The organism is Nostoc sp. CALU 1950, assembly GCF_051172895.1.
In the GTDB taxonomy this organism is placed as follows: Bacteria; Cyanobacteriota; Cyanobacteriia; order Cyanobacteriales; family Nostocaceae; genus Nostoc; species Nostoc edaphicum_A.
On sequence record NZ_JBDNJQ010000011.1, the window covers coordinates 31,158 to 46,286 of the forward strand.

The 15,129-nt window shown below is 39.1% G+C and carries 7 protein-coding genes; all 7 read left to right on the forward strand.

Annotation, left to right across the window (positions count from 1 at the left end; all coding sequences use genetic code 11):
* Positions 1-40 precede the first annotated feature (40 nt).
* Complete coding sequence (locus tag ABF638_RS05450) at positions 41-889, forward strand: aspartyl/asparaginyl beta-hydroxylase domain-containing protein (RefSeq protein WP_435020926.1); 849 nt, start codon at positions 41-43, stop codon at positions 887-889.
* A gap of 119 nt (positions 890-1,008) precedes the next feature.
* Positions 1,009-5,697 (forward strand): beta-ketoacyl synthase N-terminal-like domain-containing protein, encoded by a 4,689-nt coding sequence (locus ABF638_RS05455; protein WP_435020928.1) that lies wholly within the window; start codon positions 1,009-1,011, stop codon positions 5,695-5,697.
* The gene (locus ABF638_RS05460; RefSeq protein WP_435020930.1) at positions 5,690-11,590 is read left to right on the forward strand and encodes a beta-ketoacyl synthase N-terminal-like domain-containing protein; all 5,901 of its coding nucleotides are present in this window, start codon (positions 5,690-5,692) and stop codon (positions 11,588-11,590) included. Before ABF638_RS05455 ends, ABF638_RS05460 begins: the two co-directional genes overlap by 8 nt.
* A 32-nt stretch (positions 11,591-11,622) precedes the next feature.
* Entirely contained in the window at positions 11,623-12,486 is an 864-nt protein-coding gene (locus ABF638_RS05465) for a 3-hydroxyacyl-CoA dehydrogenase family protein (protein ID WP_435020932.1), read from the forward strand.
* A gap of 54 nt (positions 12,487-12,540) precedes the next feature.
* Entirely contained in the window at positions 12,541-12,792 is a 252-nt protein-coding gene (locus ABF638_RS05470; protein WP_435020934.1) for an acyl carrier protein, read from the forward strand.
* A 45-nt stretch (positions 12,793-12,837) separates the two neighbouring features.
* Complete coding sequence (locus ABF638_RS05475) at positions 12,838-14,022, forward strand: acyl-CoA dehydrogenase family protein (protein WP_435020936.1); 1,185 nt, start codon at positions 12,838-12,840, stop codon at positions 14,020-14,022.
* Positions 14,023-14,026: 4 nt separating this feature from the next.
* Positions 14,027-15,097: an HAD-IIIC family phosphatase gene (locus ABF638_RS05480; RefSeq protein ID WP_435020939.1), complete on the forward strand. Its 1,071-nt coding sequence runs from the start codon at positions 14,027-14,029 to the stop codon at positions 15,095-15,097.
* Positions 15,098-15,129: the final 32 nt, after the last annotated feature.

Genomic DNA, 15,129 nt, shown 5'->3' on the forward strand with positions numbered 1-15,129 from the left:
CACGTCGAAAAAAGCAACTTTGCAATAGAGGTAAATAAAAATGACGATACTAGAAGATTCAATTTTGCCAGAATATAAGCAATCTCTGCCACGTCAGCAGATTTTGTCTGAGTCTGATAATAGAAGACTCAAAATACTTTTTTCACTATTGGCAATGTTAAATTTCTTATTTCCTAAAAGTAATATTTCTAGATTTGAAAAATCAATAAAATTTTATTTTGGACTAATAGATATAAATAATGAAGATTGTAACCCGCATCAAAAACCAAACGAGCTTTTATATCTTGGCATCACTTCTAAACCTTGGTATGAATGTTGTGATTACCACGTTTTAAAATTTGTATCCGACAGGCTCGAAAAAGGTGCGAAAGATATAGAACATGAGTGGTCAAGTAATCGTTTGAATAAACATAGTTTAGTTTCAAGATGCGAGTTCAGTGACGTACATCCGGATCTTAAGGAAGATGACTGGGGAGAATTTGTGTTATGGAAAGAAGGTAAATTTACTAAAGCAGCCCGTTCTATATTTCCGAGAACAGTAAAAATTGTGTCTAATTTGGAATCTTTTGTGATTCCTTTTGGGCAGGTTGTATTTCTAGTTTTAAAACCAGGAGTTTCTTTACCCCCACATCACGATGCTTCAAATATTGATCTTACCTGTCAATTGGGATTAATAATTCCAGAAAATTGTGGCATTAGGGTCGGAAGTGAAACGCGGAGTTGGACTGAAGGGCAAACTTTATTTTTCGATCATAGTTTTGAACATGAAGCATGGAATAAAAGTGATAAAGAAAGAGTGGTTTTGTTATTGGATTTATACCACCCAGAATTGACAAGATTTGAAAAATTTTTATTGTGGTTTTTGGGTAAAGTCTTTCTTGGCTATTAAATAATATTAGGTGTAAGTAAGTTGGCGTTAAAAACTCAATCTATATAACGAAATGTAAAGCTAGCAAATGATTTATAAATAGCTCATTTTACAGTTTTCTACAAAAATAAACTAAGAGAATGTTAATCAATAGTACAGAAGCATACGATTCAATACAAGCGATCGCAATTATTGGGATGTCGGGAAGTTTCCCCGGTGCTAATAATATTGAAGAATTTTGGGAGAATTTACGCTCTGGAGTAGAATCAATATCTACTTTTACAGATGCAGAATTAATCGCCTCTGGAACTGATCCAGAATTACTAAGTAATTCTCAATATGTGAAACGTCTTGCTATATTAGAAAATATAGATTTATTTGATAGTTCATTCTTCGGATTTAACCATAAAGAAGCAGAAATTACAGACCCACAGCATCGTTTATTTTTGGAAAATGCATGGGAAGCATTAGAAAATGCTGGCCATGACTCCCAACGTTGTGAAAATCGGGTTGGAGTTTATGCTGGTTCTAGTTCAAATAATTATTTATCACTTAACTTAAATAGCGATTGCGCTGGTTCGGCTAGTAGCTTCCAAAAGGGAATCGGCAACGATAAAGATTTCCTCGCTACCCGTGTTTCTTATAAATTAAATCTCACAGGCCCAAGTCTAACAGTACAAACTGCTTGTTCTACTTCCTTAGTAGCTATTTCTCTAGCTTGCCAAAGTCTATTAAATTACCAATGCGATATGGCTTTAGCGGGGGGAGTATCGATTAATATTCTCCAAAAAACAGGCTATTTGTATGAAGAAGGGGGGATTTTATCACCTGACGGTCACTGTCGCGCCTTTGATGCTAAAGCACAGGGAACTGCGATCGGCAATGGTGTGGGTATTGTGGTTTTGAAGCGATTAGAAGATGCCTTGGCTGATGGTGACTGTATTCATGCTGTTATTAAAGGTTCAGCAGTCAATAACGATGGTTCGCTGAAAATTGGTTATACAGCGCCTAGTGTGGATGGTCAAGCAGAAGTTATTGCTGAAGCGATGATGCTGGCGGGTGTTGAGCCTGAGACAATCAGCTATATTGAAGCGCATGGTACTGGCACACCTTTAGGCGATCCCATTGAAATTGCCGCACTCTCCCAGGTTTTTCGTAACAGCACTGAGAAGAAAGGCTTCTGTGCTATTGGTTCAGTTAAAACAAATATCGGCCATCTAGATACAGCTGCCGGCGTAACAGGGCTGATTAAGACTGTTTTGGCTCTCAAACATCAGTTAATTCCACCAAGTTTGAATTTTGAGCAGCCCAATCCCCAGATTGATTTTGCAAATAGTCCCTTTTACGTCAATACAAAATTGACAGAGTGGAAAACGAATGGTGTTCCTCGTCGTGCTGGTGTGAGTTCCTTGGGTATTGGTGGGACTAATGCTCATGTCATTCTAGAAGAAGCACCAGTGCTGGAACCGTCTAGCCTTTCTCGTCCCTGGCAGTTGTTAGTACTTTCTGCCAAAACTGACTCAGCTTTAGAAACTGCAACAGAAAATCTGGCTAATTACCTCCAGCTACATCCTGATGTGAACTTAGCGGATGTTGCCTATACCCTGCAAGTGGGGCGTGGTGAATTTAATCATCGTCGCGTGTTGGTGTGCCAAGATATCGAGGATGCAACCAAAGCCTTAAGAAATCCGCAAAGAGTTTTGACTCGCTTAGTTGAAAATGGCGTTCACGTTGGCGCAGCCTCTCGTAGAGAAGTGACTCCGCAGGAGTATCGCTCCATTGCTTTCATGTTCCCCGGACAGGGCGCTCAGTATGTGGATATGGGTAAAGAACTTTACCAGACTGAGCCGATTTTTAGAGAGCAGATCGATTTGTGTTGTCAATTGCTGCAACCTCATCTAGGGGTGGATCTGCGTTCAGTTATTTATCCCACCGAATCTGAGTCAAAAGCCGCAGCCGAAAAACTACAACAAACTGCCATCACCCAGTCTGCATTATTTGTGGTTGAATATGCTTTAGCTAAGTTGTGGATGTCTTGGGGAATTTCTCCCAGCGCAATGATTGGTCATAGCATTGGCGAATATGTTGCAGCAAGTCTAGCTGGTGTATTTTCCCTGGAAGATGCTTTAGCTTTAGTGGCTACCCGTGGGCAACTGATGCAACAACTTACATCTGGTGCTATGCTTTCGGTTTCGCAATCAGCAGCAGAGATTAAAAATTTACTAAATGAAAATTTATCTTTAGCCGCCAGCAATGCTCCTTCTTTGTGCGTCGTTTCCGGAACCCATGAAGCTGTAGACGTAATTCATGAAAAACTCACAGCATTAGGTATAGAGTGTCGCCATCTGCATACTTCCCACGCCTTTCATTCTGTGATGATGGAACCCATTATTGAGCCATTCATCAAGGAAGTTAAAAAAGTCCAACTAAATCCTCCTCAAATCCCTTTTATCTCTAACGTCACAGGGACTTGGATTACAGCAGAGCAAGCTACAGATCCCAATTACTGGGCAAGCCATTTACGCCATACGGTGCAGTTTGCAAGAGGCATTTCTGCGTTACAGCAAGAGCCAAATCGTATTCTCCTAGAAGTGGGGCCGGGACGCACTTTATATACTTTTGCTCAAAAGCATTCAGATATTGTAGGACTGTGTTCATTACGGCATCCAAAAGAAAAACAGTCGGATGTCACATTTTTACTGAATACACTAGGCAAACTCTGGTTATACGGAGTACAGATAGATTGGTCGGGATTTTATACCAATGAACGCCGTTATCGTCTTCCTTTACCCACTTATCCCTTCGAGCGACAGCGTTATTGGATAGAAGATTATAAACAAAAACAGGATAAGAGTTCTAAACCTGCATCATTTGGCAAAAAGCCAGACATTACAGACTGGTTTTATTTACCTTTATGGAAACAGTCTCTACCTCTTATAGAACAGTCAGAATTGACAGTAAAAAAATATAGTACTTTAGTTTTCATTAACGAGTTGAGCTTAAGTTCTCAATTGGTGAAACAACTGGAAATACACAATCAAGATGTAATTCTTGTGAAAGTAGGTGCAAAGTTCGCCAAGTTGAGTGATCACCAATACAGCCTCAATCCTCGTCAAAGCAGTGACTACGATATTTTGTTTCGCGAACTGTACGCACAAAAAAATCTACCAACAAAAATTGTTCATCTCTGGAGCGTTGCGTCAAATAATTATGCAGGTTCAGAATTAGAATGGCGGGAAGAAATTCAATTACAAGGGTTTTATAGTTTACTATTTATAGTTCAAGCTATAAGTAAAATAGATACCACAAATAACTTGCAAATTACAGTTATTTCTAATAATTTACAAGCAGTTACCGGAGAAGAAAATCTGTGTCCTGAAAAGGCAACTTTGCTCGGAGCTATCAAGGTAATTCCACAAGAGTATTCAAATATTCGATGTCGAAATATTGATATTGCTATTCCCTTAGAAGAAAGTTCACAAGCAGGAAAACTAACAAATTTACTTCTGAAAGAAATTATCATTCCTACTTCTGATTCAGTTATTGCTTACCGTGGTAATCATCGATGGGTGCAAACTTTTGAACCTATACAATTAAATAAATCTAAAAAAGAAACACCACAATTAAGAGATAAAGGAGTTTATCTCATCACAGGTGGTCTTGGAGAAATTGGATTTATCTTAGCAGAACATCTAGCAAAAACCGTCAAAGCTAAATTAGTCTTGACAGGACGTTCAATAATTCCTCCCAAAGACGATTGGTCAGAATGGTTAAAGAGTCATGATGAACATAATCCAATTAGCTGCAAGATTAAGAAATTGCAGGAATTAGAAATATTAGGATCTGAGGTTTTGGCAATCAGTTCTGACGTGGCTAACTTTGAACAAATGCAAGAAGTCTTTGTGCAAACAGAGTTACGATTTGGTCAAATAAATGGTGTCATTCATGCTGCTGGCATAACTGAAGGAAAATCATTTTCATTTATTGAACAGACTAGTAAAATTGACTGTGAGCAGCAATTTCAACCAAAAGTATACGGTTTGTTAGTATTAGAAAAAGTTTTAAGAAATAAAAAAATTGATTTTTGTTTATTAATGTCTTCTTTATCCTCAGTTCTAGGAGGATTAGGATTTATTGCCTACTCTGCGGTTAATAATTTTATGGATGCCTTTGTGCATCAATATAACCAAAGCAGTTCTATTGCATGGACAAGTATTAATTGGGATGGTTGGTACACCATAAAAGAAAGTCAGCAAAATCAATCACATTTTGCTACTGGATTGGCAGATTTAGCAATTAAGCCAAATGAAGGTATGGAAGCTTTTCAAATAATTTTGAATTGTAGTTACATCAATCAAATGGTTGTATCCACCGGAGAACTACAAACGAGAATTAATCAATGGGTTGATTTAGCCTCTTTTGAGGAAAAAACAGTTAGCCAAAAAGCTAATTTATTACTTCATCCCAGACCTAACTTACAAAATCCTTATGTTGCTCCCCAAAATGAAATTGATCAAAAGATTGCTGTTATTTGGCAAGAACTCATTGGGACAGAACAAGTAGGAGTTTACGACAACTTTTTCGAGTTGGGCGGTGATTCACTCCTCATGGTGCAAGTGCGGAGTCGGCTACAAGCAGCTTTCAATTGTAATATTTCAACAGCTGAATTATTTGAATATCCCACCATTAGTACCTTATCAAAATATTTCAGCAGACAAAAGAATGAGCAACCAGCTTTTGAGCTAGCCCAGGAACGTGCCAAGAAGCAAGATATGGCAATTGCCGAAGAAATTCAGTTGATGAAGCAAAGAAGGAGAGTATATGAGTAATCGGTTAAAAGGCATAGCAATAATTGGCATGGCAGGTCGGTTTCCTGGAGCCAAAAACGTAGCTCAGTTTTGGCAAAACTTGTGTGATGGTGTTGAGTCGATTTCATACTTCAGTGATGAAGAGTTATTAGCTTCAGGCGTAGAACCTGATTATTTGCGCGATCGCAATTATGTGAAAGCTGGGTTTGTGCTAGAAGATATCGAGATGTTTGACGCTGCATTTTTTGGCTTTTCTCCTAGAGAAGCAGAACTTCTCGATCCTCAGCAGCGAGTTTTTTTGGAATGTGCTTGGGAAGCATTGGAAAATGCTGGTTATAACCCAAAAGCAGACAATAACTTAACAGGTTTATATGCTGGGGGAAACTTAAGTACTTACTTGTTCAACAACCTTGCTTCACACCCTGACCTGCTGCAATCGCTAAATCTGCAAATTACACTTGGCAATGATAAAGACTTTATACCGACACGAGTGTCCTACAAATTGAATTTGAAAGGCCCAAGTGTAAATGTTGGTACTGCTTGTTCTACTTCTTTAGTAGCTGTTCATTTTGCGTGTCGAGGATTATTGAGTTACCAATGTGATATGGCACTGGCTGGAGGTGTTGCCATCCAAACTCCCCAAATAGAAGGTTATTTCTATCAAGCTGGCGGGATGGCTTCTGCTGATGCTCACACTCGTGCCTTTGATGCTAAAGCTACTGGTGGCCCTTTTGGTAGAGGGGCAGGTATTGTTGTTCTGAAGAGATTAGAAGATGCCGTAGCGGATGGCGACTATATTTATGGGGTAATTAAAGGTTCAGCTATTAATAACGATGGTGCAGTGAAAGTCAGCTACACAGCACCGAGTGTTGCAGGTCAAGCAGAAGTGATTGCCGAAGCTCAAGCGATCGCCTCTTTTGATCCTGATACCATTACTTATATTGAAACTCATGGCACTGGTACAGCCTTGGGCGACCCAATTGAAATTCGAGCGCTAGATAAAGTGTTTCGTGCCGGAACCAGTAAGAAAGGTTTTTGTGCGATCGGTTCCGTCAAACCTAATGTTAGCCATTTGAATACTGCTGCTGGGGTGACGAGCTTAATTAAAACAGCTTTGGCTCTAAAGCATCAACTAATACCACCCAGCTTGTACTTTGAAGAACCCAATCCTGAGATAGACTTTGCCAACAGCCCTTTTTACGTTAATACCCAACTATCTGCATGGCAAACAAACGGAACACCACGCCGCGCTGGGGTTAGTTCTTTTGGTCTTGGGGGGACTAATGCTCATGTTGTTTTAGAAGAAGCCCCTGGAGGGGAGCAGGGGAGCAGAGGGGCAGGGGAGCAGGGGAGAAAGTATCAATTGCTGGTAGTTTCTGCTAAAACTGACTCTGCTTTGGAGACGGCGACTACAAATTTGGTTAATCACCTGCAACAGCACCCAGAACTTAACCTTGCAGATGTCGCTTATACATTGCAAGTCGGGCGACATGGTTTGAGCCATCGGCGGACAGTTGTTTGTCAAAATACTCAAGATGCGATCGCAGCCCTCCAAAATCCCAAACGAGTCCTCACTAGCACTCAGGACATGAATGAGCGCCCAGTAGCCTTTATGTTTACTGGCTTGGGAACTCATTATGTAAATATGGGTTCTGAATTATACCAATTTGAACCAACTTTCCGCGAACACCTGGATCGCTGTTGCTCTTTATTTGAACCTCTGTTAGGTCTTAATCTCAAAGAAGTTATTTATCCTACTTCCTGTGCCAAGCAAGAAGCAACCCAAGAGAAATCAGGTATCGATTTACGCCAAATGCTTGGTCGTGGTACTCAATCACCAGATCCCACTGCCCAAAAATTAAATCAGACCTATCTTACTCAGCCAGCACTGTTTGCCATTGAGTATGCTTTAGCTCAATTATGGATATCCTGGGGCATTCGTCCAGTAGCAATGATTGGTTACAGCATCGGTGAATATACGGCTGCAACTCTAGCCGGAGTATTGTCTCTAGAAGATGCGATTACTCTTGTTGCCAAAAGAGCGCAAATGATTCAAGAGTTGCCAGGGGGAGCAATGCTAGCAGTTCCCTTAACAGAAGAAGAAGTGCAACCTTTCTTGAATGAAAACCTTTCCTTATCAGCAGTCAATGGTTCATTACAATGTGTGCTTGCTGGAACTACACAGGCTGTAGAGGAATTGGCACGTAAGTTGAGTGGTAAAGGGTTAGCCTGTCGGCAATTGCAGACTTCCCACGCTTTTCATTCTTACATGATGGAGGCGATCGCCGACTCTTTCACCGAACTGGTGCAAACTATCAGTCTCAAACCACCACAAATCCCTTATCTGTCAAATGTAACCGGAAATTGGATCACAGCAGAGCAAGCCACAAATCCAAGTTACTGGACGCAGCACCTATGCCAACCCGTGCGCTTTGCCGATGGAGTAAATAACTTGTGGGCAGAACGTAATCCCATTTTCTTAGAGGTAGGGCCAGGACAAGCATTAAGCAGCTTGGCGATGCAATGTTTAGATAATGTTTCTGATGAAAATAAAACAATATTATCCTCACTGCGCTATGCTTATGAGCGACAGTCAGACGTTGCTTTTATCCTCAACACATTAGGACAACTATGGCTTGAGGGAATCAAGATAGATTGGTCAGGATTTTATGCCCATGAGCGCCGATATCGCCTTCCCTTGCCAACATATCCCTTTGAGCGACAAAGATATTGGATTGAACCACAAAAATTATTACCTGCACAAACAATTTTCCAGCCCAAGTTAACACCATCAGAGCTTTGGAAATCTTTGGTAGAAGCGGGTCAACTCCAAGCTAGTGCAGGAGCTTTAGAATTTGACGAGCAAATTTCTCAAGAAAAAAGGAAGTATTTTGATAGTTTATGTATTGCTTATATTAATCTTACAACAACACACTTAGAAGCTTTTAGCAATCCCACTAAAAAGTATTCTTTAGACGAGTTACTTGACCAATGTCAGATTATTCCTTCCTATAAAGAATTGTTCAGTCAATGGCTGGAAATATTGGTAGAGCAAGGTCAGTTACATGAAGAACAAGGGCTATTTACTAACTTCTTACCAATATCAGCAGACTTTGTGAATGAGCTTTTGATAGAAGTCAGAGCTAAATGGGCAAACACACTGCAACAAATAGATTTGCTGCAACTGTATGGCGAAAATATGGTATCTCTGCTGACTGGTAAAAAAGAACCATTGGAGTTCCATGTTTCTACCTTATTAAAGTCAGGAGAATTTTCAGTCCAACAATTGCCTGAAAATAAGTACTACAACTCAATCATGCGGGTATGCTTAGAACAGGTGTTAAAAGCACTACCACCTAAAGTTAACCTCAGAATTTTGGAACTTGGCGGTGGAACTGGTACAGGCACAGCAGAGTTATTACCTATATTGCCATCAGAGAAAACTAATTATACTTTCACTGATATAGGAGGTTTTTTCCTAAATGCAGCTAAGAAGAAATTTAGCGATTATCCATTTATTGAATACCAATTGCTAGACCTTGAGCGATCGCCACAAGAACAAGGATACTCAAGCCACAGCTTTGATGTAATTGTAGCTTTCCAAGTGCTGCATGTCGCTCGAAATATTGGAGAAACTCTCGATCGCATTCGCTCTTTACTCGCTCCTGGAGGTTTACTTCTATTTTGGGAAACAACTCAACCCCGCTTGGAATTTGAGTTCATTGACGCACTGCTGATGAATCCGATAGAAGATTCAGAAAGCAAGCGTAACATGTGCAATCCCTTTTTATCCAAAGAGCAGTGGCAACAAGAACTCAAATCTCATGATTTTGTGCAGGTGACAGCTTTCTCAGAATTCGCACCTTTTACAGACCACATAATTGCCGCTCAGGCATCTTCGTCAGCAACGCGCGAAGTACCAGCAGCATTTACAGCATTACTTCATGAACAAGAAGCAGACAAGACGCATGAAGTTCCATTTGGCAAAAAGTCCAACGTTGCTGACTGGTTCTATATCCCTTCATGGAAACGTTCGCTACCACCACAGTCAAATGGTCAGGTCAAAGGAGCAGAATGCTGGCTGGTATTTGTCGATGAGTATGGGTTAGGCGCTCAAATTGTGAAGCGACTCGAACTTGAAGGTCATGATGTAATTACCGTCAGGGTTGGAGAGCAATTTGGCACTACGAATGAATCTTCAAGAGAGCATCTGGGCAAGCGTGCATATACAATAGCACCCCAACAACAGGATGATTACAACACCCTACTCAAAGAACTCCGCACCCAAGACTTAATACCACAAAGAATAATTCATCTGTGGAGTGTAACCCAGTCAGAATTTGCAGACTCTAACACAACACAAGGATTCCAAAGTTTATTATTGTTGACACAAGCGCTAGGAAAACAGAATTTCACTGATGAGTTAGAGCTTGCAGTTATCTCCAACAATATGCAAGCTCTAACTGGAGTTGAAAATCTCTGCCCAGAAAAAGCAACACTCCTTGCACTTGTTAAGGTCATCCCACAGGAATATTCAAATATTAAATGTCGTAGCATTGATGTTACTATTCCCTCACCAGGAAGTTGGCAAGAAGAAAAATTTGTAGAACAACTGCTGACGGAACTCAAAGTCAATTCCTCTGATTCAGTTATTGCTTACCGTGGTTTGGAACGTTGGGTGCAAACCTTTGAGTCTGTCCAATTAGATGCAAACGTCCCCGTAACACCCAAATTAAAGGAAAAAGGAGTCTACTTAATTACTGGTGGACTGGAAGACATCGGACTTGTAGTAGCCGAACATCTAGCAAAGACAGTACAGGCAAAACTGCTGATTCTAGAAGCTGAAGATTTTCCCAACCGACCGGATTGGTTAGAGTGGCTGACAACTCACGATGAGCAAGATAACATCAGCCGCAAGATACGAAAAGTGCAAGAACTGGAGAATTTGGGTGCAAAAGTCTTAATCAAGAGTGCTGATGTAGTTAATGTAGCACAAATGCAAAGTGCGATCGCTCAAGCCCAAGAACAGTTTGGCCAACTCAACGGGGTATTCCACACAGCTAAGATACCTGTAGAGAATTTATTCACTTATATTGCAGAGATAAACCCAACGGAGTGCAAACAGCAACTTCAACAAAAGAGACAAGGACTCTTAATATTAGAAGAAGTTTTGCAGCCTCAAAAACTTGACTTTTGTCTAATGATGTCTTCATTAACCTCTATTTTAGGGGGATTAGGCTCTATTAGCTACTCAGCAACAAGTCTTTTAATAGACACTTTTGCTTACCAACATAATCAGAAAAATCCTGTTCCTTGGATGAGCATTAACTGGGATACATGGCAATTTGAAGCAGGAAATTCACCAATCTCGGCTAATACAAGTTTGCTTGAATTCGCCATCAAACCTTTAGAAGGTATTAATGCCCTCGAAAGGATTCTTTTGTGGAGTCAATATCATCAAATAGTTGTCTCAACTGGTAATTTACAATCGAGAATTGACCAATGGATTAGATTAAAGCCTTTACAAGATAAAACTCCTTCCCAAAAAGTTACTTTATCTTCTCGTCACTCTAGACCGAACTTAAAAAATGCATACATTGCTCCTAGTAATGATGTCGAGCAGAAACTAGTTGAAGTTTTTCAAGAGTTACTGGGTATAGAACCAGTAGGTATTCATGACAGCTTTTTTGCTTTAGGGGGAGATTCTCTAACGGGAACTGTACTCATTTCTCAGCTTCGCAACAATTTTCAAATAGAACTACCTGTTCGTTCTCTTTTTGAAGCCCCTACTATCGATGAATTAGCTTTGGTGATTGAAGAAATTCTCATAGAAGAATTAGAACAATTATCTGGGAATGAAATAAGTGTAACTAGGGAGATTAACAAAACTCTTGATGTCCAATTTTCAAACTAGATTACAAAAGTTAATCATTGCAGGATAAAATTATGAAAATTCAAACTGTCGGTGTTGTCGGAGCAGGGGTGATGGGAATTGGATTAGCCCAAAACCTCGCTCAAAGTGGTCATCACGTAATTTTAGTAGATATTTCCGAAGAAATTCTGGAATCTGCTAACAAGCAAATCAGAAATAATATCCGTTTTCAAAGCTTTTTCAATAAAACTGAAAAAGTAGATAATCCCGATCACATTCTGCATCGAATTAAATTTTCCACAAATTATAAATTTCTTGAAGATACAGAATTTGTGATTGAAAATGTCACCGAAAAGTGGGATATTAAAAAGGGAGTATATGCACAGCTTGATGCGATTTGTCCAGAAACAACTATATTTGCGGCTAATACATCTGCAATTCCTATTACTCGCATTGCTTCATTAACTAAGCGTGCTGATAAAGTGATTGGTATGCATTTCATGAACCCGGTTCCAATGAAGCCAATGGTTGAAATGATTCGCGGGTATCACACATCCGATGAAACAATCTCAACAGCTAAAGAATTACTGGCTCAGATGGGTAAAGAAAGTATCCTCGTCAATGATTCGCCAGGTTTTGTTTCTAACCGAGTTCTGATGTTGACAATTAATGAAGCAATTTTCTTGCTACAAGACCAAGTTGCTTCAGTGGAAGAAGTGGATAGAATTTTTAAAACCTGTTTCGGTCATAAAATGGGCCCCCTAGAAACTGCTGATTTAATTGGATTGGATACGATTCTTTTTTCCATTGAAGTTTTGTATGAAAGTTTCAACGACAGCAAATATAGACCCTGCCAATTACTAAAAAAGATGGTAGATGCTGGTTTATTTGGTCGCAAGAGTGGGCAAGGTTTTTATACTTACAATGGAGCAATTTAAAATTAGATAAAACAAACTCCTTAGCCATTCTGAAAATCAAGGTTAATTGAAAATATGTCAGAAATACAAGCAAAAATTAGAGAGTTTTTATCCCGCTTTTTCCGTAATCATGATTTGCAGTTAGATGAAGATATTTTTGCACTTGGTTTTGTAAATTCCATGTTTGCTATGCAACTTGTCTTATTTATCGAACAAGCATTTCAAATTACTATTGACAATGAAGACCTGGAGCTTGATAACTTCAGAACTATAAATTCTATGACTCGTTTAGTTGAGCGGAAAACAACTTTAGTCGCACAAAAATGAATCAATATAAAAATTACAATCCTTTTCACCAAACAAGTAATCATCATGAAAATTGAGTTGACATCTCAACAAAAAGATGATAAATCTAAATTCAAAAGCTTTGTCAACAAAGAAATTGTCCCTCACGCAAATTCCTCCGACCAAGAAGAGTGTACTTCCCCAAAACTTATAGAAAAGTTTGCTCATCAAGGATATTTGGGTGCCATATTACCCGAAGAATTTGGTGGACAAAGTATGGATATCATCACCTACGGTCTTCTTAATGAAGAAATTGGACGAGGATGTTCTTCTTTGCGGAGTTTACTCACAGTTCACAGCATGGTTGCTTCTGCTCTTTACCGATGGGGTAATAAGTCTCAAAAAGAGTATTGGCTGCCAAAATTATCATCTGGTGAAGTTATAGCTGCTTTTGCCTTAAGTGAACCTAACGTAGGTAGCGATGCCAAAAGTATAGAAACCACGGCAATACTTTCTGGTGACTCTTATATTTTAAATGGAGAGAAGAAATGGATTACCTACGGACAAATTGCAGATGTCTTTTTGGTATTTGGCCAATGTTCGGGGAAACCTTCTGCTTTTTTAGTTGAAAAAAATAGTCCAGGACTTTCAATACAACCTATTTCTGGGATATTGGGTGTTCGGGCTTCAATGCTTGCTCAATTAAACTTTCGAGATTGTCGAATTCCTCAAGAGAATCTGGTAGGCAGATTGGGTTTTGGTTTATCTTATATAGCTTCTTCTGCATTAGATTATGGAAGATATAGTGTGGCATGGGGTTCTGTAGGTATTGCTCAAGCTTGTCTAGAAGCCTGCATTCAGTACACAAGCGAACGAAAGCAGTTCGGTGTTTATTTGAAAGAACACCAATTAATTCGGCAAATGATTACCGAGATGATAGTCAATGTTAAAGCAGCAAGATTACTGTGCTATCAAGCTGGCTATCTCAAAGAAATTGGCGATCCAAATTCGATAACAGAGACTTCAATCGCTAAATATTTTGCATCTACAACAGCAACTAAAGTCGCAAATGATGCCGTACAAATTCACGGGGCGAATGGTTGTACTAATGAATATTCGGTTGCTAGATATTTGCGAGATGCCAAAATTATGGAAATCATTGAAGGAAGTACACAAATACAACAGATTACCATCGCTGATTATGGTTATCAGGAGTATATCTCAAAACCTGCTTCTATGGTCAATTCTCAAAACTTATTGGCAATGATGTGAGAATATGATTAGCACAAACATTGAAATTTCAAAGGATCAGCAAGTCGATAAAAAAGCTATCAAATGTGTAGTTTGGGATTTAGATAATACGCTTTGGGATGGTGTTTTGTTAGAGGATGACTGTATTTCCCTGCGAAACGAGGTAGTCGACATTATCAAAACATTAGATGGTCGGGGTATTTTGCAGTCTATTGCCAGTAAAAATGACTATGCCAGAGCAATGGAGAAAATCCAGGAGTTTGGGCTACACGAATATTTTCTCTATCCCCAAATCAATTGGAACTCCAAATCAAGTTCTATTCAAGAAATTGCTAAGTCACTTAATCTTAGTATAGATACATTTGCCTTTATCGATGACCAGTTATTTGAACTTGAAGAAGTCAATTTCTCACTTCCTGAAGTACTTTGTATTAATGTAACTGATTTAACGGATCTCTTAGATAAACCAGAAATGAATCCTCGTTTTATTACAGAGGATTCAAAACTGAGAAGAATAATGTATATTAGTGATATTGAGCGAAATAATTCCGAGAAAGAATTTATTGGTACTCAAGACGAGTTTTTAGCTACACTTAATATGACTTTTACTATCTCTAATGCTCAAGAGGATGATTTACAAAGAGCCGAAGAGTTAACAGTCAGAACCAATCAATTAAATACAACTGGATATACATACTCCTATGACGAACTGAATCATTTCCGAAAATCTGAGCAGCATAAAATACTAATTGCTAGTTTAGAAGATAAATATGGCAGTTATGGAAAAATTGGACTAGCTCTTGTGGAATGTGGAGAGCTTGTGTGGACTCTAAAACTTTTGCTGATGTCTTGTCGGGTTATGTCCAGAGGTGTCGGCACAATTATGCTAAATCATATTATGACATTGGCTAAGAACAATAATGTTCGTTTGCGGGCTGAATTTGTTTCAAATAATCGGAATCGAATGATGTATATATCTTATAAGTTTGCAGGTTTTCAAGAAATTGAAAAAAATAGAGATTTGCAGATTTTAGAAAATGATTTAACCCAAATACAGTCTATCCCTGAGTATGTCAAGGTCAAAGTTATAGATTAAAAAGCATTGCTAGTTATCGTAGTTTGACAGGG

Excerpts from the sequence above, each read along its gene's own strand:
- ABF638_RS05450 (WP_435020926.1), top strand. The coding sequence starts at position 41 with ATGACGATACTAGAAGATTCAATTTTGCCAGAATATAAGCAATCTCTG.
- ABF638_RS05455 (WP_435020928.1), top strand. The coding sequence starts at position 1,009 with ATGTTAATCAATAGTACAGAAGCATACGATTCAATACAAGCGATCGCA.
- ABF638_RS05460 (WP_435020930.1), top strand. The coding sequence starts at position 5,690 with ATGAGTAATCGGTTAAAAGGCATAGCAATAATTGGCATGGCAGGTCGG.
- ABF638_RS05465 (WP_435020932.1), top strand. The coding sequence starts at position 11,623 with ATGAAAATTCAAACTGTCGGTGTTGTCGGAGCAGGGGTGATGGGAATT.
- ABF638_RS05470 (WP_435020934.1), top strand. The coding sequence starts at position 12,541 with ATGTCAGAAATACAAGCAAAAATTAGAGAGTTTTTATCCCGCTTTTTC.
- ABF638_RS05475 (WP_435020936.1), top strand. The coding sequence starts at position 12,838 with ATGAAAATTGAGTTGACATCTCAACAAAAAGATGATAAATCTAAATTC.
- ABF638_RS05480 (WP_435020939.1), top strand. The coding sequence starts at position 14,027 with ATGATTAGCACAAACATTGAAATTTCAAAGGATCAGCAAGTCGATAAA.